The organism is Microvirgula sp. AG722, assembly GCF_003269145.1.
Lineage (GTDB): Bacteria > Pseudomonadota > Gammaproteobacteria > Burkholderiales > Aquaspirillaceae > Microvirgula > Microvirgula aerodenitrificans.
In genome coordinates this window covers 384,359-402,702 of the sequence record NZ_QLTJ01000001.1, presented here as the reverse complement: position 1 = coordinate 402,702, position 18,344 = coordinate 384,359, and the positions used below count along the sequence as shown (strand labels likewise).

Below are 18,344 nucleotides of genomic sequence, written 5' to 3'. Positions count from 1 at the left end.
CCGTCCGCAGTTCTACTTCCGTACCACGGACGTGACCGGTGCGGTGACGCTGCCGGAAGGCGTGGAAATGGTGATGCCGGGTGACAACGTGGCGATCACCGTCGCGCTGATCGCCCCGATCGCGATGGAAGACGGCCTGCGTTTCGCCATCCGTGAAGGCGGTCGTACCGTCGGCGCCGGCGTCGTTGCCAAGATCATCAAGTAATCGGAGCCCGGACAAATGCAAAACCAGAAGATCCGTATCCGCCTCAAGGCTTTCGATTACAACCTGATCGACCGCTCGGCCCAGGAAATCGTTGACACCGCCAAGCGTACCGGCGCCGTCGTCAAGGGTCCGGTCCCGCTGCCGACCAAGATCGAACGTTACGACGTTCTGCGTTCGCCGCACGTCAACAAGACGTCGCGCGACCAGTTCGAAATCCGTACGCACCTGCGCCTGATGGACATCGTCGATCCGACGGACAAGACCGTTGACGCGCTGATGAAGCTGGACCTCCCGGCTGGCGTGGACGTCGAAATCAAGCTGCAGTAATACAAGCAATAGCGTGGCCCGCACGGCGTGCGGGCCTGTGTGGCGGAGCGATCCGCTAGCGCGCAGACAAACTACTGCGATAAGTGCTTGCAGTTATTGAAAAATCTGTGTTAGATTCGCGGGCTCACCATTTGGTGAGCCCGTTTTGTTATTGGCGGTCAATCGTAACCGCCACCTCTTGAAGGAAATAACGATGAGTTTAGGTCTTGTCGGTCGCAAAGTCGGCATGACCCGCGTCTTTGCCGAGGATGGTGCAGCCATCCCGGTGACGGTGCTGGACATGTCCGCCAATCGCGTCACGCAAATCAAAACCGCCGAAACCGACGGTTACACCGCCGTTCAGGTGACCTACGGCTCGAAGAAGGCGAATCGCGTTTCCAAGCCGGAAGCCGGTCACTTCGCCAAGGCCGGCGTTGAAGCCGGTCGTGGCAAGAAGGAATTCGCCCTCGACGCAGCCAAGCTCTCCGAGCTGAAGGTCGGCGACAGCCTGACCGTTGAAGTTTTCCAGGTCGGTCAACTGGTCGATGTGACCGGTACCAGCCAGGGTAAAGGCTTCTCCGGCGTGATCAAGCGTCACAACTTCTCTTCCAACCGTGAATCCCATGGTAACTCCGTGACCACCCGCGCGCCGGGTTCGATCGGTCAAGCCCAGGATCCGGGTCGGGTCTTCCCGGGCAAGCGCATGGCCGGCCAGTACGGCAACGTCAAGCGCACCGTGCAGAGTCTCGAAATCGTCCGTATCGACACCGAACGTCACCTGCTTCTGGTCAAGGGCGCTGTCCCGGGTGCCAAGGGTAACGACGTCGTCGTGCGTCCGGCAGTGAAGGCAGGTGCGTGATGGAACTGAAAGTAATCAATCAGCAAGGTCAGGCCGTTGAAGGTCTGGTTGCGTCGGACGCCCTGTTCGGCCGTGAGTACAACGAAGCGCTGGTCCACCAGATCGTGACCGCCTTCCTGGCGAACGCCCGTTCCGGTAACCGCGCCCAGAAGGATCGCAGCGAAGTCAACAAGTCGACTCGCAAGCCGTGGCGCCAAAAGGGCACCGGTCGCGCTCGTTCGGGTCGCGCAGCCAGCCCGTTGTGGCGTGGCGGTGGCAAGGTTTTCCCGAACAGCCCGGACGAAAACTTCAGCCACAAGGTCAACCGCAAGATGTACCGCGCGGGCGTTGCCGCCATCCTGTCGGAACTGGTGCGCAGCGAACGTCTGATCATCATTGACGAAATCAAGGTTGACAGCCCGAAGACCAAGGAATTCGCTGCCAAGGTGAAGACGCTGGGCCTGGAACGCGCCCTGGTCATCACCAAGGAACTGGACGAAAACCTGTACCTGTCGTCGCGCAACCTGCCGAACGTGCTGGTGATCGAAGCCGCTCAGGCCGATCCGTACAGCCTGGTTCGCTTCGACAAAGTTGTGATGACTCGCGACGCCGTGAAGCAACTCGAGGAGCAGTGGGCATGAATCAAGAACGTCTGATGCAAGTCATCCTGGCCCCTGTGGTTTCCGAGAAGAGCACGCTCGTGGCCGACAAGCACCAGCAAGTGGTGTTCAAGGTGACCAGCGATGCGACCAAGCCGGAAGTCAAGGCTGCCGTCGAACTGCTGTTCAACGTCAAGGTTGACGGTGTGCAAATGCTGAACGTCAAGGGCAAGGTCAAGCGCTTCGGCCGCAATATCGGTCGTCGCGGCGACTGGAAGAAGGCTTATGTGTGCCTCGCTGCCGGTCAGGAAATCGATCTGACCGCTGCGGAGTAAGGGGATAACCATGGCACTCGTAAAAGTTAAACCGACCTCCGCTGGCCGCCGTGCCGTCGTCAAGGTCGTCTCGCCGGATCTGCACAAGGGTGCGCCGTATGCACCGCTGCTCGAAAAGCAGAAGCAGAATGCCGGTCGTAACAACAACGGTCACATCACGACCCGTCACAAGGGCGGTGGTCACAAGCATCACTACCGCGTGATGGACTTCCGTCGCAACAAGGACGGTATCGTGGGCCGCGTCGAACGGATCGAATACGACCCGAACCGCACCGCTCACATCGCGCTGCTGTGCTACGCCGACGGCGAACGCCGCTACATCATTGCGCCGAAGGGCGTGAAGGTTGGCGCCGAGCTGCTGAACGGTGCTGAAGCCCCGATCAAGGCCGGCAACTGCCTGCCGATCCGCAACATCCCGGTGGGTACCACGGTCCATTGCATCGAAATGCAACCGGGCAAGGGCGCTCAACTGGCACGTTCGGCTGGTGCTTCGGTGCAACTGCTGGCTCGCGAAGGTTCGTACGCCCAGCTGCGTCTGCGCTCCGGTGAAATCCGCAAGGTGCACATCGACTGCCGCGCGACCATCGGCGAAGTGGGCAACGAAGAGCATGGCCTGCGCAAGCTCGGCAAGGCCGGTGCGACCCGCTGGCGTGGTATCCGCCCGACCGTTCGCGGCGTGGCGATGAACCCGGTGGATCACCCGCACGGTGGTGGTGAAGGCCGTACTGGCGAAGGCCGTGTGCCTGTTAGCCCGTGGGGTACGCCTGCCAAGGGCTTCCGCACTCGCAATAACAAGCGCACCGACAACATGATTGTGCGCCGTCGTCATTCGAAATAAAGGGTAGCTGAATATGGCACGTTCCATTAAAAAGGGCCCGTTCGTCGACATGCATCTCATCAAGAAGGTGGATGCTGCGCGTGCTTCGAACGACAAGCGCCCGATCAAGACCTGGTCGCGTCGCTCGACCATTCTGCCGGACTTCGTCGGTCTGACCATCGCCGTTCACAATGGCCGCACCCACGTGCCGGTCTATGTGTCGGAAAACATGGTGGGGCACAAGCTCGGCGAGTTCTCGCTGACTCGTACCTTCAAGGGCCACGCGGCCGACAAGAAGGCGAAACGGTAAGGTGACGCGATGAAAGTATCCGCTGTACTGAATAACGCCCGCGTTTCGGCTCAAAAGGCTCGCCTTGTGGCCGATCTGATTCGTGGCAAGTCCGTCGAGCAAGCCATCAACATCCTGACCTACACGCCGAAGAAAAGCGCCGGTCTGATGAAGAAGGTGCTCGAGTCGGCTATCGCCAACGCTGAGCACAACGAAGGCGCCGACATCGACACCCTGAAGGTTGCTACCGTCTATGTGGACAAGGGCCCGAGCCTGAAGCGCTTCTCTGCACGCGCGAAGGGTCGTGGCAACCGCATTGAAAAGCAAACCTGCCACATCACGCTCGTCGTGGGTAACTAAGGGGTAGATCATGGGACAGAAAATTGATCCACGCGGTTTCCGCTTGGTGTTGACCCGCAACTGGTCTTCCAAATGGTATGCAAGCAGCCAGAACTTCGCTGGCATGCTGAAGGAAGACATCGATGTTCGTGACTTCCTGAAGGGCAAGCTGAAGAGCGCTTCGGTGAGCCGCATCATCATCGAGCGTCCGGCCAAAAGCGCCCGCATTACCATTCACACCGCCCGTCCGGGCGTGGTGATTGGCAAGAAGGGTGAAGACATCGAGCTGCTGAAGCAGGAACTCCAGCGCCGCATGGGCGTTCCGGTTCACGTGAACATCGAAGAAGTTCGCAAGCCGGAAATCGACTCGCAAATCATCGCCGACGGTATCGCCTCGCAGCTCGAAAAGCGCGTGATGTTCCGTCGTGCCATGAAGCGCGCGATGCAGAACGCGATGCGTCTGGGTGCCCTGGGCATCAAGATCATGTCGTCGGGCCGCCTGAACGGTATCGAAATCGCTCGCACCGAGTGGTATCGCGAAGGCCGCGTGCCGTTGCATACCCTGCGTGCAGACGTTGATTACGCGACCAGCGAAGCGCACACCACCTACGGTGTCATCGGCATCAAGGTGTGGGTGTACAAGGGCGACCTCAAGCCGGGTCAAGTGTCGGCCGAGCCGACCCAGCCGGAAAAGAAGATGAGAAAGGGCGGACGCAATGCTGCAGCCAACTAGACTCAAGTACCGCAAGATGCAGAAGGGCCGCAACACCGGCCTGGCAACCCGCGGTAACAAGATCAGCTTCGGCGACTTCGGCCTGAAGGCCACTGGGCGTGGTCGTCTGACCGCTCGCCAGATCGAAGCCGCCCGTCGCGCCATGACCCGCCACATCAAGCGTGGCGGCCGCATCTGGATCCGGGTGTTCCCGGACAAACCGATCTCGAAGAAGCCGGCCGAAGTCCGTATGGGTAACGGCAAGGGTAGCGTCGAGTATTGGGTTGCCGAAATCCAGCCGGGCAAGGTGCTGTACGAAATGGAAGGTGTGAACGAGGAACTGGCGCGCGAAGCGTTCCGGCTGGCCGCTGCGAAGCTGCCGATCCCGACCACTTTCGTTGTGAGACAGGTAGGTCAATAAATGAAAGCGTCCGAACTGAGAGCCAAGTCTGCTGACGAGCTCAAGACCGAACTGCTGAGCCTGTTGAAGGCGCAGTTTGGCCTGCGTATGCAGCTTGCTACGCAGCAGCTGAGCAAGACCAGCGAACTGAAAAAGGTGCGCCGCGATATCGCGCGCGTTCGCACCGCTTTGCACGAGAAGGCAGCTTGACATGACCGAAACCAACAAAGTCGTCCGTACGCTGACCGGCAAGATCGTCAGTGACAAGATGGACAAGACCGTGGTTGTGCTGGTTGAGCGCAAGGTCAAGCACCCCATCTACGGCAAAGTGATCCGACTCTCCAAGAAGTACCACGCCCACGACGAGAACAACGAGTTCGGCGCCGGCGACACCGTGACCATCACGGAATGCCGTCCGTACTCGAAGACCAAGACGTGGAAAGTGGCTTCTCTGGTCGAGAAAGCACGCCAGGTGTAAATCGCTGTTGCGGAAGGGGAAACCCTTCCGTATAATGCGATTTCTTTCGCCACCTACCCAGGTGGAAATGCCCTCCGGGCTCGAAAACTGGCCGTCCGTGCGCCGCACAAGCCATTGTGCGGCGTTTCGTCATGATTGCTGTGGCGAAATGGCGGGTTAAGTTCGAAAAAAGGAAAATCCGATGATTCAAATGCAGACCATCTTGGAGGTCGCTGACAACACCGGTGCGCGCAAAGTGATGTGCATCAAGGTGCTCGGTGGCTCCAAGCGTCGCTACGCTTCTGTTGGCGACATCATCAAGGTGAGCATCAAAGATGCTGCGCCGCGAGGCCGTGTCAAGAAGGGTGATGTCTACAACGCCGTTGTTGTGCGTACTGCCAAGGGCGTTCGTCGTCCGGACGGTTCGCTCATCAAGTTCGATGGCAATGCCGCCGTTCTGCTGAACACCAAGCTTGAGCCGATCGGCACCCGCATCTTCGGGCCGGTGACACGCGAGCTGCGTACCGAGCGATTCATGAAGATCGTCTCGCTCGCGCCGGAAGTGCTGTAAGGAGAAGGCTCAATGCACAAAATTCGTAAAGGCGACGAAGTCGTCGTCATCACCGGCAAAGACAAGGGCAAGCGTGGCGCAGTTTTGCGCGTGCTCCCGGTTGAAGGCCGCCTCCTGGTCGAGGGCGTGAATGTCGTCAAGAAGCATCAGAAGCCGAATCCGGTGAAGGGTGTTCCTGGCGGTATCGTGGACAAGACCATGTCGATCGACGTATCGAACGTCGCCATCTTCAACCCGACTTCCAAGAAGGCCGACCGTGTCGGTTTCAAGACCCTGGAAGACGGTCGCAAGGTTCGCGTGTTCAAGTCGAACGGCGAAGTGATCGGCGCGTAAGGAGCAATCATGGCAGCCCGTTTGCAAGAGTTCTACAAGACCACGGTTGTGCCTGAGCTGGTCAAGCAGTTCGGCTACAAGTCCGTGATGGAAGTGCCGCGCATCGAGAAAATCACCCTGAACATGGGTGTCGGTGAAGCGGTTGCTGATAAAAAAGTGATGGATTTCGCCGTTGGCGACCTGCAGAAAATCTCGGGTCAAAAACCGGTCGTGACCAACGCCCGCAAGTCGATCGCCGGTTTCAAGATCCGCGAAGGCTACCCGGTCGGTTGCAAGGTCACGCTGCGTCGCGAACGCATGTTCGAATTCCTTGACCGCCTGGTGACCATCGCGCTGCCGCGCGTTCGTGACTTCCGTGGTATCAACGGCAAGTCGTTTGACGGCCGTGGCAACTACAACATGGGCGTTCGCGAGCAGATCATCTTCCCGGAAGTCGAGTACGACAAGATCGACGCGCTGCGTGGCATGAACATTACTGTCACCACGACCGCGAAGACCGACGAGGAAGCCCGCGCCCTGCTGGCAGCGTTCAAGTTCCCGTTCAAGGGTTAAGCACATGGCAAAACTTGCACTGATCAACCGCGAAGAGAAGCGCGTCAAGCTGGCAGCGAAGTTCGCTGCCAAGCGCGAAAAGCTGCTCGCCATCATCAACAATGCGAGCCTCTCCGATGAAGAGCGCTACGCAGCCCGCCTGCAGCTGCAACAACTGCCGCGCAACGCCAGCCCGGTTCGCCAGCGTAATCGCTGCGCCATCACCGGACGTCCGCGTGGCGTGTTCCGCAAATTCGGTCTGGCCCGCAACAAACTGCGTGAAATCGCAATGCGTGGCGAGATTCCGGGTATTGTCAAAGCGAGCTGGTAAGAGGGATATCGACTATGAGCATGCATGATCCGATCTCCGATATGCTGACTCGCATCCGCAACGCCCAGCGCGCTGCCAAAGCGACCGTGACGATGCCGTCTTCGAAGCTGAAGCTGGCCATCGCTGCAGTGCTGAAGGATGAGGGTTACATCGAGGAATTCTCGGTGGCCGGTGAGGAAAAGAAACCGGTCCTCGACATTCAACTGAAGTATTACGCCGGCCGCCCGGTCATCGAACGCATCGAACGCGTTTCGCGCCCTGGCCTGCGTATCTACAAGAGCACCGGAGACATTCCGAAGGTCATGAACGGTCTGGGTATTTCGATCGTTTCGACTTCGAAGGGTGTCATGACCGATCGCAAGGCCCGTGCGGCCGGCATCGGCGGTGAGCTCCTGTGCATCGTGGCGTAATGGGGGTGAACTAATGTCTCGCGTAGCTAAGAATCCGGTAGTCCTGCCGGCTGGCGTCGAAGCCAAGTTCACCGCTGACGAACTCGTTATCAAGGGTTCGCTCGGCCAACTGGCCCTGGCGCTGAACAGCGAAGTCGATGTGCGTCTTGAAGAAGGCGCCCTGAAGTTCGCTGCCAAAAATGAAAGCAAGTTCTCGCGTGCTATGTCCGGCACCCTGCGCGCTCTGGCTGCCAATGCGGCAACCGGCGTGTCCAAGGGTTTCGAACGCAAGCTGCAACTGGTTGGCGTGGGCTATCGTGCCCAGGCCGCTGGCGACACGCTGAACCTCACGCTTGGTTTCTCGCACCCGGTCGCCCACAAGATGCCGGAAGGCGTCAAGGTGGAAACCCCGTCGCAGACCGAAGTCATCCTTAAGGGTGTCGACAAGCAACAGGTCGGCCAGGTTGCTGCCGAAATCCGCGCTTACCGTGCCCCGGAGCCGTACAAGGGCAAGGGCGTCCGCTATGCGGACGAGCGCGTGGTTTTGAAAGAAACCAAGAAGAAATAATTGAGGCTCAGTCATGGATAAGAAACAAACTCGACTCCGCCGCGCACGCAAAACCCGTGCACGGATTGCGGAGCTCAAGATGGTGCGTCTCTCTGTGCATCGCACCAACTGCCATATCTACGCCCAGATCATTGATGAGACTGGCGGCAAGGTCCTGGCTACGGCTTCGACGCTGGAAGCCGAAGTCCGCAAGGAACTGGCCAACGGTGGCAATGCTGCGGCTGCAACCTTGATTGGCAAACGGATCGCCGAAAAGGCGAAGGCTGCCGGTATCGACAAAGTCGCCTTCGACCGCTCCGGTTTTCAATACCACGGTCGTATCAAGGCGCTGGCTGATGCCGCGCGTGAAAACGGCCTCGTATTCTGATTTGGAGTAGACAATGGCTAAGCACGATATTGAAGAGCGTGGCGACGGTCTCACCGAGAAAATGATCGGTGTGAACCGCGTGACCAAGGTGGTGAAGGGTGGCCGTATCATGGCTTTCTCGGCACTCACCGTGGTTGGTGACGGCGATGGCAGCATCGGCATGGGCAAGGGCAAGGCGAAGGAAGTTCCGGTCGCCGTGCAAAAGGCCATGGACCAGGCTCGCCGCACGATGGTCAAGATCCCGCTGAAGAACGGCACCCTGCAGCACGCCGTTATCGGTCAGCACGGCGCGACCACCGTGTTCATGCAACCGGCGCCGGAAGGCTCGGGCGTGAAGGCGGGCGGCGCCATGCGTGAAGTGTTCGATGCGATGGGCGTCCACAACGTGTCCGCAAAGGTGCACGGTTCGACGAACCCGTACAACGTCGTTCGCGCCACGCTGGACGGTCTCTCGAAGATCAACACCCCGGCCGACATTGCCTCCAAGCGTGGCAAGACCGTCGCCCAGATTCTGGGGATTGAAGAATGAGCGACAAGAAAACCGTCAAAGTCACCCTGGTGAAGAGCCTGATCGGTCGTATCGAAGCCCACCGTGCCTGCGCGCGCGGCCTGGGTCTCAAGAAGATCAACCAGACCGTCGAAGTGCTCGACACCCCCGAAAACCGCGGCATGATCAACAAGATCTGCTACCTGGTTAAATGCGAGGGTTAAGATGTTTCTGAACACCATCAAACCTGCCGAAGGTGCCAAGCACGCCAAGCGTCGCGTGGGCCGTGGCATCGGCTCGGGCCTGGGCAAGACCGCTGGTCGCGGTCACAAGGGCCAGAAGTCCCGTTCGGGCGGCTTCCACAAGGTCGGCTTCGAAGGCGGTCAAATGCCGCTGCAACGTCGCCTGCCGAAGCGTGGTTTCAAGTCGCTGACGAAGGGCCTGACGGTCGAAATTCGTCTCGACGACCTGAATCGTCTGCCGGTCGATGACATCGACTTCCTGGCGCTGGCGCAAGCCGGCCTGGTGAAGACCGGTGCCAAGGCGGCCAAGGTGATTCTCGCCGGCAAGATCGATCGTGCACTGACGCTGCGTGGCATTGCTGCCACTGCAGGCGCCAAGGCTGCGATCGAAGCCGCCGGCGGCAAGTTCGTCGAGTAACGAAAGGCACGACAATCCGTGGCTACTCCTTCTCTAGCGGCTAACGCCAGCAAGTTCGGCGATTTGAAGCGTCGCATCCTGTTCCTGATCGGCGCCCTGATCGTCTACCGCATTGGCGCGCATATCCCGGTCCCCGGGATCAATCCGGCCGAACTAGCGAAGTTGTTCCAGTCGTCGCAGACGGGCCTCCTCGACATGTTCAACATGTTCTCGGGCGGGGCCCTGTCCCGGTTTACGGTATTTGCCATCGGCATCATGCCGTACATCTCGGCATCCATCATTCTGCAGCTGGCAGGCGAAGTCATTCCGAGCCTCAAGCAGCTGAAGAAGGAAGGCGAACAGGGACGACGCAAGATCACTCAGTACACGCGCTACGCGACTGTGGTGCTCGCGACCTTCCAGTCGTTCGGCATCGCGGTCATGCTGTTCAAGCAGCCTAACCTGGTGCTGAGCTCGCAGTTCGAGTTTTACCTGACGACGGTCGTGACCCTGGTCACCGGGACGATGTTCCTGATGTGGCTGGGCGAACAGATCACTGAACGTGGTATCGGCAACGGCATCTCGATGCTGATTTGCGCCGGTATCGCCGCCGGCGTGCCGTCGGCGATCGGCAAGACCCTGACCCTGGCGAGCCAGGGCAGCCTTCCGATCCTGCTGGTGATCGCGCTGTTCGTTGGCGTGGTGGCGGTGACGTGTCTCGTCGTATTCGTCGAGCGCGGTCAGCGCAAGGTGCTGGTGAACTATGCGAAGCGCCAGGTCGGCAGCCGCGTCATGCAGGGCCAGAGCACGCACATGCCGCTCAAGCTCAACATGGCCGGTGTGATTCCGCCGATCTTCGCGTCGAGCATCATCCTGTTCCCCGCTACGGTGGTGGGCTGGTTTGGCAACACCGAAGGTCTGGGTTGGCTGAAGAATATCGGTAACGCATTGCATCCGGGACAACCGATCTATGTGTTGCTGTACGCCGCAGCCATCATTTTCTTCTGCTACTTCTACACGGCGTTGGTGTTCAACCCGAAGGAAACGGCCGACAATCTGAAGAAGAGTGGGGCGTTCATCCCTGGCATCCGCCCGGGTGAGCAGACCTCCCGGTACATCGAGAAGATCATTCTCCGCCTGACGCTCATCGGTGCGATCTACATCGCTCTGGTGTGCCTGATGCCGGAGTTCCTGATCCTCAAGTGGAATGTACCGTTCTACTTCGGTGGCACGTCCCTGTTGATCATCGTCGTCGTGACCATGGACTTCATGGCGCAGGTGCAGTCGTACATGCTGTCGCATCAGTACGAAAGCCTGCTCAAGAAGGCCAACTTCAAGAACGGCGGTCTCCTGTCGCGTTGATGGGGTGGCCGGGAAGTCATGTCGAAAGAAGATACGATCCAGATGCTGGGGGAGGTGCTTGAAAACCTCCCGAATGCAACTTTCCGGGTCAAGCTGGAAAACGGTCATATTGTCTTGGGACATGTCTCCGGCAAGATGCGGATGCACTACATCCGCATCCTGCCCGGTGACCGGGTCACGGTGGAGTTGACGCCGTACGACCTGTCCCGTGCACGCATCGTGTTCCGCGCCAAGTAAGGGCGCGTAGTGAATCTGAAAGGAAAAACATGCGAGTTCAGCCTTCGGTCAAGAAGATCTGCCGCAACTGCAAGATCATCCGCCGCCACGGTGTGGTGCGAGTGATCTGCACGGACCCGCGTCACAAGCAAAAGCAAGGCTGATTTGAAGCCAGCGCTTTTTGCGTGTAACATCAGCAACTTTTCGAGTTTGGGGTAAATGTATGGCCCGTATTGCAGGGGTAAACATTCCTAACCATCAGCATATCTGGGTTGGCCTGCAGGCAATCTACGGTATCGGTGCAACCCGCGCTAAGAACATCTGCGCGGCGACCGGTGTCGTGACCAGCACCAAGGTCAAGGATCTGACTGATGCGGAAATGGAAAAACTGCGTGACGAAATCGCGAAGTTCACCGTAGAAGGTGACCTGCGCCGTGAAGTCACCATGAGCATCAAGCGTTTGATGGACCTAGGCTGCTACCGCGGCTTCCGTCATCGCCGTGGGTTGCCGTGCCGCGGCCAGCGCACCAGGACCAATGCGCGTACGCGCAAGGGCCCGCGCAAGCCTATCGCCGGCAAGAAGTAAATCTAAGGATTGACAATGGCTAAAGCAAACACAGTCCGCGTACGCAAAAAAGTGAAGAAGAGCGTTTCCGAAGGGATCGTTCACGTTCACGCGTCCTTTAATAACACCATCATTACCATCACCGATCGCCAAGGGAATGCACTGTCTTGGGCTACCTCGGGCGGTGCTGGTTTTAAGGGGTCGCGCAAGAGTACGCCTTTCGCAGCGCAGGTCGCAGCGGAAGCAGCTGGTAAAGTTGCCCAAGAATACGGTGTCAAGAACCTCGAAGTTCGCATCAAGGGCCCTGGCCCGGGCCGCGACTCGTCGGTACGCGCTTTGAACGCACTTGGCTTTAAAATCACCAGCATCACTGACGTGACGCCGATTCCGCACAATGGCTGCCGTCCGCCCAAGAAGCGCCGGATCTAATTGGGAGAATGTGAGAAATCATGGCACGTTATACTGGTCCGAAATGTAAACTGGCTCGTCGTGAAGGCACCGACCTCTTCCTGAAGAGTGCTCGCCGTTCGATCGACAGCAAATGCAAACTCGAAAGCCGCCCCGGCCAACACGGTGCTAAACAGCCGCGTCTGTCCGACTACGGTGTGCACCTGCGCGAAAAGCAAAAGATCCGTCGTATCTACGGCGTTCTGGAGCGTCAATTCCGCAAATACTTCGCTGAAGCCGAGCGCCGCAAGGGCTCGACTGGCGAAAACCTGCTCCAGATTCTTGAGTCGCGTCTGGACAACGTCGTCTACCGCATGGGCTACGGTTCGACCCGTGCCGAAGCACGTCAGCTGGTCAGCCACAAGGCCATCACGGTCAACGGCCAGGTGGTGAACATCGCTTCGTTCCAGGTCAAGACGGGTGACGTCGTTGCCGTTCGCGAAAAGGCCCGGAAACAGGCTCGTATCGCCGAAGCGGTCGCGCTCGCTGAACAGATTGGTTTCCCGGGCTGGCTGACGGTCGATTCCAAGAAACTGGAAGGTACGTTCAAGAACGCACCGGAGCGCTCCGAACTGTCTAGCGATATCAACGAGCAACTTGTGGTCGAGTTCTACTCCAAGTAATCGCTAGCCAAAAGGAACCACTATGCAAAACAGCGCTTCGGAATTTCTCAAGCCGCGTCTGATTGACGTGCAGCCGGTCTCGGCCTCGCAAGCGCGTGTGGCCATGGAGCCGTTCGAGCGTGGGTACGCCTATACGCTCGGTAACGCCCTGCGCCGCATTCTGCTGTCGTCGATGCCCGGCTTCGCTCCGACCGAAGTGTCTATCGCTGGCGTTTTGCATGAGTACTCCGCACTGGACGGGGTTCGGGAAGATGTCGTAGACATCCTCCTGAACCTTAAAGGTGTGGTGTTGAAACTGCATGGTCGTGAGTCGGTTCTGCTTGCTCTCAAGAAAGAGGGCGAGGGCCCGGTTCTGGCCAGCGATATCGATTTGCCGCACGACGTCGAGGTGGTGAACCCCGACCACGTCATCTGCAACCTGGCAGCTGGCGGCAAGATCGACATGGAGATCAAGGTCGAGAAGGGCCGTGGCTATCAGCCGGCTCCGGTTCGGATCAAGCAGGATGACAACCGGCAAATCGGTACGATTCTGCTGGATGCGTCCTTCAGCCCGGTTCGCCGCGTCAGCTTTGCTGTTGAAAGCGCCCGCGTTGAGCAGCGTACTGACCTTGACCGTCTGGTGCTGGATATCGAGACCAATGGTGTTGTCGAGCCGGAAGAGGCTGTGCGTTCTGCCGCCCGTATCCTGATCGATCAACTCTCGATTTTCGCCGATCTCCAAGGCACTACCGTCGAAGTGATCGAAGAACGTGCGCCGCAGGTCGATCCGATCCTGTTGCGTCCGGTTGACGATCTCGAATTGACCGTTCGTTCGGCCAATTGCCTGAAGGCGGAAAACATCTATTACATCGGCGACCTGATTCAGCGTACCGAAACCGAGCTTCTGAAGACGCCGAACCTCGGCCGCAAGTCGCTCAACGAGATCAAGGAAGTGTTGGCTTCCAAGGGTCTCACGTTGGGGATGAAGCTGGAAAACTGGCCGCCGGCTGGTCTCGAGAAGCCCTAAGGCCCTCGGTCACAGTTAAAGGACTCTACAATGCGTCACCGTCTAGCCAATCGCAAACTCAACCGCACGTCGAGCCATCGTCTCGCCATGCTGCGCAACCTGGCCAACTCGCTGCTGCGTCACGAAGCTATCGTGACCACGCTGCCGAAGGCAAAGGAACTGCGTCGCGTAGCAGAGCCGCTGATCACCCTCGGCAAGCAGTCGTCGCTGGCCAACCGTCGTCTGGCCTTCGACCGCACGCGCGATCGCGAAATTGTCGTCAAGCTGTTCGACATTCTCGGCCCGCGCTATGCCAACCGTAATGGTGGCTACCTCCGCATCCTGAAGTACGGCTTCCGTCAAGGCGATAACGCGCCGCTGGCGCTGGTCGAACTGGTGGACCGCCCGGAAGTGGACGCTGTTGCTGAAGAGCAAGCTGCTGCTTGATTGCGTAAGCCGTTCATGGAAAAGCCAACCCTCGGGTTGGCTTTTTTACGTTTTGGCGCCGGTGCGAACTTCGCGTACCCTTGCGCACGGCCCCTCACAGGGGCTGACACATTCAAAGAAATACAAGGAGTTTGACGTGAAGCTGCACCGGATCCTGATAGCAATGATGACGACCGCCGTACTGGCCGCCTGCGGAGGCAAAAGCGAAGCCCCCGCCACCGATGCCGCCGCCGCACCGACCGAGAAGGTCTACAAGGTCGGCATGAACGCTGCCTTTGCCCCGTTTGAATCGGTCGACGCATCCGGCAAGCTGGTCGGCTTCGAGATTGACCTGACCCAGGCCGTGGCTGACGCTGCGGGCATCAAGGTCCAGTTCAACAACACGCCGTGGGAAGGCATCTTCGCGTCGCTGGAAAATGGCGACAATGACCTGCTGACCTCGGCCGTGACCATTACCGACAAGCGCAAGGAGAACATGGACTTCTCCGAACCGTACTTCGAGGCCGAGCAACTGATTCTGGTGACCAGGGGCCAGAGCATCTCCAGGGTTGAAGACCTGCAGGGCAAGAAAATCGCCGTGACCACCGGCACCACCGCCGATGCCGTCGCGCAGAAGCTGTTCGGCGCCAACAGCCCGAACACCAAGCGCTTCGAAAGCCTGCCGCTGGTGCTGAAGGAAGTCGAAAGCGGTGGCGTCGATGCCGCGATCGGCGACAACGGCGTGGTGGCCAACTACGTGAAGAACAACTCCGACAAGGGCTTCACCACCGTGCGCGGCGCCGACTTCGACAAGGAGTACTACGGGATGGCCGTGCGCAAGGGTGACAGTGCGCTGCTGGCCAAGCTGAACGCCGGCATTGCCAAGGTCAAGCAGGACGGCACTTACGACAAGCTGTACGAGAAGTACTTCGGTCGCAAGTCCTGATCTGAACTGCATCGCCTCCGCAAGGAGGCGATGTCTTTACAGCACCACGCTGCGACCGCCATCGACCGCCAGTATCTGACCGGTCACATAGCTGGCGTCGAACAGCAGGAAGCCCACTGCCCGGGCGATATCGTCCGGCGTGCCGATACGGGCCAGCGGAATGGTTGCTTCAATGCGGCGGCGCTCGTCCTGATCGAACACGCTGTCGCCCTCCGGCCACAGATTGACGCCGGGCGATACGCCGTTCACGCGGACATGTGGCGCCAGATCGCGCGCCAGCGCACGCAGTGTGGCCGCGTGGCCGGCCTTGGCGGCGGTGTAGACCGCATGGGCGGTCATTGGCCGGTCGACATGGATGTCGATCAGCCCGACCAGCGCACCGCGGCTTGCCGTGAGTGCCGGGGCGGCAGCCTGGGCAAGAAACAGCGGTGCTTTCAGATTGCTGCCGATCAGGTCGTCCCAGGCGGCTTCGTCGATCTGGCCGATCGGGGTCGGAAAGAAGCTGGAGGCGTTGTTGACCAGCCCGTCGAGCCTACCGAAGGCAGACAGCGTCGCCTCGACCAACGCCGGCAACGCCGGAATGTCGAGCAGGTCGGCATGGACCGTGACGGCTGAACCGGCGCGCTGCCGGTTCAGCTCCGTGGCCAGTGTCCGGGCGGCGTCTTCTGCACCGCGGTAATGCAGCATGACACTGGCGCCACGCGCGTGCAGCCCGCGGGCAATGCCCGCGCCGACGCGTCTGGCCGCGCCCGTGATCAGTACCGTTTTGCCGAGCTGATCCATGCCTCCCTCCATCAAGTCTGTTCTCCGCTACCGGCGAATCCTGTTTTGCCGCAGAATTGCTCCATTCTGTCATAGCCACACACAATGCACACACTGCCACAACCAGACCGCGACGCGGTCGCCGCCAGCGCCGGACTGGTCCGGCGCATCCAGCAGGAAATCGACCTCAATGGCGGCTGGCTGCCGTTCTCCCGTTACATGGACCTGGCACTGTATGCGCCGGGGACCGGATATTACACGGGTGGCAGCCGCAAGTTCGGGGCTGACGGCGACTTTGTCACCGCACCGGAAATTTCGCCGTTCTTTGCCGCCGCACTGGCGCAACAGATTGCCGATCTGCTGCCGCTGACCGGCGGCGACCTGTACGAATTCGGCGCCGGCAGCGGCCGGCTGGCTGCCGACCTGCTGCTGGCGCTGGAAGCGGACCAGGCATTGCCGCAGCACTACCGGATCATCGAAGTCTCAGGCGAACTGGCGGCCCGTCAGCGCGAACGCATCGAACAGGCCGCGCCACACCTGCTGTCCCGGGTCGAATGGCTGGAGGCGCTGCCGGCGCGCATGGATGGTGTGCTGATCGGCAACGAGGTGCTCGACGCCATGCCGTGCGAGCTGATCCACTGGGATGCGCAGGGTACCCCGCTGCAGCGCGGCGTCATCCGTGCCGGCGACGGTTTTGACTGGCAGGACCGGCCACTGGCCGATGGTGAGGCACTGGCACGCGCCGAGGCACTGGCGCCGGGCGCCGAATACCTGTCCGAACTGCCGCTGGCGGCATCGGCCTTTGTGCGTACGCTTGGTGAACGGCTGGAACGCGGTGCGGTGCTGCTGCTCGACTACGGCTTCCCGGAAAGCGAGTTCTATCATCCGCAACGCCGTGCCGGCACGCTGATGTGCCATTACCGCCACCATACCCACCCGGACCCGTTCAGCTGGCCGGGGCTGACCGACATCACCTGCCACGTTGATTTCACCGCCATCGCCCAGGCCGGGCTCGATGCCGGGCTTGATCTTGCCGGCTATACCTCGCAGGCGATGTTCCTGATGAACTGCGGCATTGCCCAGTTGCTGGGGCGGCTGGACCCGGAAGACATCGCGAACTACCTGCCCCAATCGACCGCCGTGCAGAAGCTGCTGTCGCCGGCCGAGATGGGGGAACTGTTCAAGGTCATCGGTTTCAGCCGCGGACTGGATGCCGGCTGGCGCGGCTTCGCGGTTGGTGATCGTCGCCGCAATCTGTAAAAGATGCAGGTAGGGGCTTGACAGCCTGCCAGCCCCTCTTTAAGATTCGGGCTCTCTCAAGCGAGAGAACGGCGAATTAGCTCAGTCGGTTAGAGCGACGGAATCATAATCCGCAGGTCCGGGGTTCGAGTCCCTGATTCGCCACCAGTATTTCCAAGGGGTTAGCGCAAGCTAACCCCTTTTCGTTGTGCCGGAAAAATGCGGGGAGGGGGCGTAACCACGCAAGGCCGGACGCCTCTCCCCCTGAGGCCGGCTTACTGTGCTGAAGCGCTGGCGGCAGCCGAAATGGCATTTCGTACCGCGGCATCATTCTGTTGCAGCAGCGCCTGCAGACGGGACAGTGCTTGCTGGTACTGGCCCTGTACGACAGGGTCGCTGAAGTTCAGCTGCTGACCGTCCGGGCTGACATGGCCCTGATGCTGCGCGGCCAGCGCGGCCATGGTGGACGCTTCGACAAGCATGTCATGCCGCAACTGATCCTGTTGTACCGTGAATCCTTCCGTGATCTGGATGGCCTTGTGCAGCTCGATCCGCAATGCATCCTTGATGCCTTCCGGTGCGTGGCTGGTTTCGATGATCTGTTTCATCCCGAGCGTGGCGGACTGGTTGGCCTGGACAAATTGCTGCTGAAGCTCGCCGAGCCTTTTCAGGTCAGCCACGGACTGTGCCGCACCGGCACGCGTGCTCAGACGGGCAGGGTTGATGTTCTGCGCCAGACTGATCTTGCCCATCCGGGCATCCAGCATTTTTGTCTGGCTGTTCATCGCGCGCAATGCCGCAGCCAGTTCATTGAGCAGCTGATTGCTCGCCATCTGCCATTTGTCTTGTGCCGTCAGCGCAACGGGGGAAAGGAATGGCACCGGCACCGTGGCTGCCCCCTGGTTGGCCGCCGCCAGATTCTTCTGCGCCGCAAGCGATGCCTGGCGCAACAGGAACTGGTTGGAGATGACAAGCACCGACCACAGCAGAAACAGGCCGCCCATCACCAGCCGGGCCCGGGTGTAGAAGGCACGGCGGCGGGCGACCAGCGCCAGCAAACCGTAACCCGCCCCCATGCACAGCAGCATCAACCACATCATTTGCCCGCTGGCATCGCCGAATTGCATCAGCAGTGTGGCAACAGGCAGGACAAGCAGGGCGACGAGAGGCAGTGCCCATATGGCCTGCGCCGAAACAGTACGGAATTGCGGAAAGCGTATTGGCATACTGAAAATACTGAATGAATAGGGACGGGCAGTA

General features: G+C 59.8%; 33 protein-coding genes, 1 tRNA gene and 1 pseudogene. 33 read left to right on the top strand and 2 right to left on the bottom strand.

Annotated features, from left to right (window positions below):
• From DFO50_RS01885 to DFO50_RS01735, 31 genes and pseudogenes are all read left to right on the top strand, one after another.
• Positions 1-205: pseudogene (locus tag DFO50_RS01885) on the top strand (elongation factor Tu); the annotation flags it as partial.
• Positions 206-220: 15 nt separating this feature from the next.
• On the top strand, positions 221-532 hold the full coding sequence (gene rpsJ, locus DFO50_RS01880) for a 30S ribosomal protein S10 (protein WP_028500413.1): 312 nt from the start codon (positions 221-223) through the stop codon (positions 530-532).
• A gap of 193 nt (positions 533-725) precedes the next feature.
• Positions 726-1,370, top strand: a complete 645-nt coding sequence (gene rplC, locus DFO50_RS01875) for a 50S ribosomal protein L3 (RefSeq protein WP_028500414.1) — start codon at positions 726-728, stop codon at positions 1,368-1,370.
• Positions 1,370-1,990, top strand: a complete 621-nt coding sequence (gene rplD, locus DFO50_RS01870) for a 50S ribosomal protein L4 (RefSeq protein ID WP_028500415.1) — start codon at positions 1,370-1,372, stop codon at positions 1,988-1,990. Before rplC ends, rplD begins: the two co-directional genes overlap by 1 nt.
• Complete coding sequence (rplW, locus tag DFO50_RS01865; RefSeq protein ID WP_028500416.1) at positions 1,987-2,283, top strand: 50S ribosomal protein L23; 297 nt, start codon at positions 1,987-1,989, stop codon at positions 2,281-2,283. Before rplD ends, rplW begins: the two co-directional genes overlap by 4 nt.
• A 10-nt stretch (positions 2,284-2,293) precedes the next feature.
• Positions 2,294-3,121, top strand: coding sequence for a 50S ribosomal protein L2 (gene rplB / locus DFO50_RS01860; RefSeq protein ID WP_028500417.1), 828 nt, complete (start codon positions 2,294-2,296; stop codon positions 3,119-3,121).
• Positions 3,122-3,134: 13 nt separating this feature from the next.
• Positions 3,135-3,410, top strand: a complete 276-nt coding sequence (gene rpsS, locus DFO50_RS01855; protein ID WP_028500418.1) for a 30S ribosomal protein S19 — start codon at positions 3,135-3,137, stop codon at positions 3,408-3,410.
• 9 nt (positions 3,411-3,419) lie between these two features.
• Positions 3,420-3,749, top strand: coding sequence for a 50S ribosomal protein L22 (gene rplV / locus DFO50_RS01850; protein WP_028500419.1), 330 nt, complete (start codon positions 3,420-3,422; stop codon positions 3,747-3,749).
• 10 nt (positions 3,750-3,759) lie between these two features.
• The gene (gene rpsC, locus DFO50_RS01845) at positions 3,760-4,461 is read left to right on the top strand and encodes a 30S ribosomal protein S3 (RefSeq protein ID WP_028500420.1); all 702 of its coding nucleotides are present in this window, start codon (positions 3,760-3,762) and stop codon (positions 4,459-4,461) included.
• Positions 4,445-4,861 (top strand): 50S ribosomal protein L16, encoded by a 417-nt coding sequence (rplP, locus tag DFO50_RS01840; RefSeq protein WP_028500421.1) that lies wholly within the window; start codon positions 4,445-4,447, stop codon positions 4,859-4,861. Before rpsC ends, rplP begins: the two co-directional genes overlap by 17 nt.
• Entirely contained in the window at positions 4,862-5,050 is a 189-nt protein-coding gene (rpmC, locus tag DFO50_RS01835; RefSeq protein ID WP_028500422.1) for a 50S ribosomal protein L29, read from the top strand.
• Position 5,051: 1 nt separating this feature from the next.
• A complete protein-coding gene (gene rpsQ, locus DFO50_RS01830; protein WP_028500423.1) occupies positions 5,052-5,318 on the top strand; it encodes a 30S ribosomal protein S17 in 267 nt (88 codons plus the stop codon).
• 181 nt (positions 5,319-5,499) lie between these two features.
• On the top strand, positions 5,500-5,868 hold the full coding sequence (gene rplN, locus DFO50_RS01825; protein ID WP_028500424.1) for a 50S ribosomal protein L14: 369 nt from the start codon (positions 5,500-5,502) through the stop codon (positions 5,866-5,868).
• Between the two features lie 12 nt (positions 5,869-5,880).
• Positions 5,881-6,201, top strand: coding sequence for a 50S ribosomal protein L24 (gene rplX / locus DFO50_RS01820; RefSeq protein ID WP_028500425.1), 321 nt, complete (start codon positions 5,881-5,883; stop codon positions 6,199-6,201).
• Positions 6,202-6,210: 9 nt separating this feature from the next.
• A complete protein-coding gene (gene rplE, locus DFO50_RS01815; RefSeq protein WP_028500426.1) occupies positions 6,211-6,753 on the top strand; it encodes a 50S ribosomal protein L5 in 543 nt (180 codons plus the stop codon).
• A 4-nt stretch (positions 6,754-6,757) separates the two neighbouring features.
• Positions 6,758-7,063, top strand: coding sequence for a 30S ribosomal protein S14 (gene rpsN / locus DFO50_RS01810; RefSeq protein WP_028500427.1), 306 nt, complete (start codon positions 6,758-6,760; stop codon positions 7,061-7,063).
• A 14-nt stretch (positions 7,064-7,077) separates the two neighbouring features.
• Complete coding sequence (gene rpsH, locus DFO50_RS01805; protein ID WP_028500428.1) at positions 7,078-7,473, top strand: 30S ribosomal protein S8; 396 nt, start codon at positions 7,078-7,080, stop codon at positions 7,471-7,473.
• A gap of 13 nt (positions 7,474-7,486) precedes the next feature.
• Entirely contained in the window at positions 7,487-8,020 is a 534-nt protein-coding gene (gene rplF, locus DFO50_RS01800; RefSeq protein ID WP_028500429.1) for a 50S ribosomal protein L6, read from the top strand.
• A 13-nt stretch (positions 8,021-8,033) separates the two neighbouring features.
• Positions 8,034-8,387: a 50S ribosomal protein L18 gene (gene rplR, locus DFO50_RS01795; protein ID WP_028500430.1), complete on the top strand. Its 354-nt coding sequence runs from the start codon at positions 8,034-8,036 to the stop codon at positions 8,385-8,387.
• A 13-nt stretch (positions 8,388-8,400) separates the two neighbouring features.
• On the top strand, positions 8,401-8,916 hold the full coding sequence (rpsE, locus tag DFO50_RS01790) for a 30S ribosomal protein S5 (protein ID WP_028500431.1): 516 nt from the start codon (positions 8,401-8,403) through the stop codon (positions 8,914-8,916).
• Entirely contained in the window at positions 8,913-9,098 is a 186-nt protein-coding gene (rpmD, locus tag DFO50_RS01785) for a 50S ribosomal protein L30 (protein ID WP_028500432.1), read from the top strand. The genes rpsE and rpmD overlap by 4 nt, the downstream gene beginning before the upstream one ends.
• Before the next feature lies 1 nt (position 9,099).
• The gene (gene rplO / locus DFO50_RS01780) at positions 9,100-9,534 is read left to right on the top strand and encodes a 50S ribosomal protein L15 (RefSeq protein WP_028500433.1); all 435 of its coding nucleotides are present in this window, start codon (positions 9,100-9,102) and stop codon (positions 9,532-9,534) included.
• Between the two features lie 18 nt (positions 9,535-9,552).
• Positions 9,553-10,875, top strand: a complete 1,323-nt coding sequence (gene secY / locus DFO50_RS01775; protein ID WP_028500434.1) for a preprotein translocase subunit SecY — start codon at positions 9,553-9,555, stop codon at positions 10,873-10,875.
• Between the two features lie 18 nt (positions 10,876-10,893).
• Positions 10,894-11,112, top strand: coding sequence for a translation initiation factor IF-1 (infA, locus tag DFO50_RS01770; protein WP_107888849.1), 219 nt, complete (start codon positions 10,894-10,896; stop codon positions 11,110-11,112).
• Positions 11,113-11,141: 29 nt separating this feature from the next.
• Positions 11,142-11,255, top strand: a complete 114-nt coding sequence (rpmJ, locus tag DFO50_RS01765; RefSeq protein ID WP_084300338.1) for a 50S ribosomal protein L36 — start codon at positions 11,142-11,144, stop codon at positions 11,253-11,255.
• Positions 11,256-11,314: 59 nt separating this feature from the next.
• A complete protein-coding gene (gene rpsM, locus DFO50_RS01760) occupies positions 11,315-11,677 on the top strand; it encodes a 30S ribosomal protein S13 (protein WP_028500436.1) in 363 nt (120 codons plus the stop codon).
• Positions 11,678-11,692: 15 nt separating this feature from the next.
• Positions 11,693-12,085, top strand: coding sequence for a 30S ribosomal protein S11 (gene rpsK / locus DFO50_RS01755; protein WP_028500437.1), 393 nt, complete (start codon positions 11,693-11,695; stop codon positions 12,083-12,085).
• Between the two features lie 20 nt (positions 12,086-12,105).
• Complete coding sequence (gene rpsD / locus DFO50_RS01750; protein ID WP_028500438.1) at positions 12,106-12,726, top strand: 30S ribosomal protein S4; 621 nt, start codon at positions 12,106-12,108, stop codon at positions 12,724-12,726.
• A gap of 22 nt (positions 12,727-12,748) precedes the next feature.
• Positions 12,749-13,732, top strand: a complete 984-nt coding sequence (locus DFO50_RS01745) for a DNA-directed RNA polymerase subunit alpha (RefSeq protein WP_028500439.1) — start codon at positions 12,749-12,751, stop codon at positions 13,730-13,732.
• Positions 13,733-13,762: 30 nt separating this feature from the next.
• Positions 13,763-14,158: a 50S ribosomal protein L17 gene (gene rplQ / locus DFO50_RS01740; protein ID WP_028500440.1), complete on the top strand. Its 396-nt coding sequence runs from the start codon at positions 13,763-13,765 to the stop codon at positions 14,156-14,158.
• 163 nt (positions 14,159-14,321) lie between these two features.
• Complete coding sequence (locus tag DFO50_RS01735) at positions 14,322-15,083, top strand: basic amino acid ABC transporter substrate-binding protein (RefSeq protein WP_112691944.1); 762 nt, start codon at positions 14,322-14,324, stop codon at positions 15,081-15,083.
• 36 nt (positions 15,084-15,119) lie between these two features.
• Here the strand turns inward: DFO50_RS01735 and DFO50_RS01730 are convergent, their stop codons facing one another.
• Positions 15,120-15,866 (bottom strand): pteridine reductase, encoded by a 747-nt coding sequence (locus DFO50_RS01730; RefSeq protein ID WP_028500400.1) that lies wholly within the window; start codon positions 15,864-15,866, stop codon positions 15,120-15,122.
• An 84-nt stretch (positions 15,867-15,950) separates the two neighbouring features.
• On the opposite strand from DFO50_RS01730, the gene DFO50_RS01725 reads away from it, so the two are divergent.
• Together DFO50_RS01725 and DFO50_RS01720 are read left to right on the top strand one after the other, a co-directional pair.
• Positions 15,951-17,105: a class I SAM-dependent methyltransferase gene (locus DFO50_RS01725; RefSeq protein ID WP_028500401.1), complete on the top strand. Its 1,155-nt coding sequence runs from the start codon at positions 15,951-15,953 to the stop codon at positions 17,103-17,105.
• Positions 17,106-17,175: 70 nt separating this feature from the next.
• Positions 17,176-17,252, top strand: a tRNA-Met gene (locus DFO50_RS01720).
• 107 nt (positions 17,253-17,359) lie between these two features.
• Here the strand turns inward: DFO50_RS01720 and DFO50_RS01715 are convergent.
• The gene (locus DFO50_RS01715; protein ID WP_146744999.1) at positions 17,360-18,184 is read right to left on the bottom strand and encodes a hypothetical protein; all 825 of its coding nucleotides are present in this window, start codon (positions 18,182-18,184) and stop codon (positions 17,360-17,362) included.
• Positions 18,185-18,344 lie beyond the last annotated feature (160 nt).

Coding starts and splice junctions, on each gene's coding strand:
- rpsJ (WP_028500413.1), top strand. CDS start 221: ATGCAAAACCAGAAGATCCGTATCCGCCTCAAGGCTTTCGATTACAAC.
- rplC (WP_028500414.1), top strand. CDS start 726: ATGAGTTTAGGTCTTGTCGGTCGCAAAGTCGGCATGACCCGCGTCTTT.
- rplD (WP_028500415.1), top strand. CDS start 1,370: ATGGAACTGAAAGTAATCAATCAGCAAGGTCAGGCCGTTGAAGGTCTG.
- rplW (WP_028500416.1), top strand. CDS start 1,987: ATGAATCAAGAACGTCTGATGCAAGTCATCCTGGCCCCTGTGGTTTCC.
- rplB (WP_028500417.1), top strand. CDS start 2,294: ATGGCACTCGTAAAAGTTAAACCGACCTCCGCTGGCCGCCGTGCCGTC.
- rpsS (WP_028500418.1), top strand. CDS start 3,135: ATGGCACGTTCCATTAAAAAGGGCCCGTTCGTCGACATGCATCTCATC.
- rplV (WP_028500419.1), top strand. CDS start 3,420: ATGAAAGTATCCGCTGTACTGAATAACGCCCGCGTTTCGGCTCAAAAG.
- rpsC (WP_028500420.1), top strand. CDS start 3,760: ATGGGACAGAAAATTGATCCACGCGGTTTCCGCTTGGTGTTGACCCGC.
- rplP (WP_028500421.1), top strand. CDS start 4,445: ATGCTGCAGCCAACTAGACTCAAGTACCGCAAGATGCAGAAGGGCCGC.
- rpmC (WP_028500422.1), top strand. CDS start 4,862: ATGAAAGCGTCCGAACTGAGAGCCAAGTCTGCTGACGAGCTCAAGACC.
- rpsQ (WP_028500423.1), top strand. CDS start 5,052: ATGACCGAAACCAACAAAGTCGTCCGTACGCTGACCGGCAAGATCGTC.
- rplN (WP_028500424.1), top strand. CDS start 5,500: ATGATTCAAATGCAGACCATCTTGGAGGTCGCTGACAACACCGGTGCG.
- rplX (WP_028500425.1), top strand. CDS start 5,881: ATGCACAAAATTCGTAAAGGCGACGAAGTCGTCGTCATCACCGGCAAA.
- rplE (WP_028500426.1), top strand. CDS start 6,211: ATGGCAGCCCGTTTGCAAGAGTTCTACAAGACCACGGTTGTGCCTGAG.
- rpsN (WP_028500427.1), top strand. CDS start 6,758: ATGGCAAAACTTGCACTGATCAACCGCGAAGAGAAGCGCGTCAAGCTG.
- rpsH (WP_028500428.1), top strand. CDS start 7,078: ATGAGCATGCATGATCCGATCTCCGATATGCTGACTCGCATCCGCAAC.
- rplF (WP_028500429.1), top strand. CDS start 7,487: ATGTCTCGCGTAGCTAAGAATCCGGTAGTCCTGCCGGCTGGCGTCGAA.
- rplR (WP_028500430.1), top strand. CDS start 8,034: ATGGATAAGAAACAAACTCGACTCCGCCGCGCACGCAAAACCCGTGCA.
- rpsE (WP_028500431.1), top strand. CDS start 8,401: ATGGCTAAGCACGATATTGAAGAGCGTGGCGACGGTCTCACCGAGAAA.
- rpmD (WP_028500432.1), top strand. CDS start 8,913: ATGAGCGACAAGAAAACCGTCAAAGTCACCCTGGTGAAGAGCCTGATC.
- rplO (WP_028500433.1), top strand. CDS start 9,100: ATGTTTCTGAACACCATCAAACCTGCCGAAGGTGCCAAGCACGCCAAG.
- infA (WP_107888849.1), top strand. CDS start 10,894: ATGTCGAAAGAAGATACGATCCAGATGCTGGGGGAGGTGCTTGAAAAC.
- rpmJ (WP_084300338.1), top strand. CDS start 11,142: ATGCGAGTTCAGCCTTCGGTCAAGAAGATCTGCCGCAACTGCAAGATC.
- rpsM (WP_028500436.1), top strand. CDS start 11,315: ATGGCCCGTATTGCAGGGGTAAACATTCCTAACCATCAGCATATCTGG.
- rpsK (WP_028500437.1), top strand. CDS start 11,693: ATGGCTAAAGCAAACACAGTCCGCGTACGCAAAAAAGTGAAGAAGAGC.
- rpsD (WP_028500438.1), top strand. CDS start 12,106: ATGGCACGTTATACTGGTCCGAAATGTAAACTGGCTCGTCGTGAAGGC.
- DFO50_RS01745 (WP_028500439.1), top strand. CDS start 12,749: ATGCAAAACAGCGCTTCGGAATTTCTCAAGCCGCGTCTGATTGACGTG.
- rplQ (WP_028500440.1), top strand. CDS start 13,763: ATGCGTCACCGTCTAGCCAATCGCAAACTCAACCGCACGTCGAGCCAT.
- DFO50_RS01735 (WP_112691944.1), top strand. CDS start 14,322: ATGATGACGACCGCCGTACTGGCCGCCTGCGGAGGCAAAAGCGAAGCC.
- DFO50_RS01730 (WP_028500400.1), bottom strand. CDS start 15,866: ATGGATCAGCTCGGCAAAACGGTACTGATCACGGGCGCGGCCAGACGC.
- DFO50_RS01725 (WP_028500401.1), top strand. CDS start 15,951: ATGCACACACTGCCACAACCAGACCGCGACGCGGTCGCCGCCAGCGCC.
- DFO50_RS01715 (WP_146744999.1), bottom strand. CDS start 18,184: ATGATGTGGTTGATGCTGCTGTGCATGGGGGCGGGTTACGGTTTGCTG.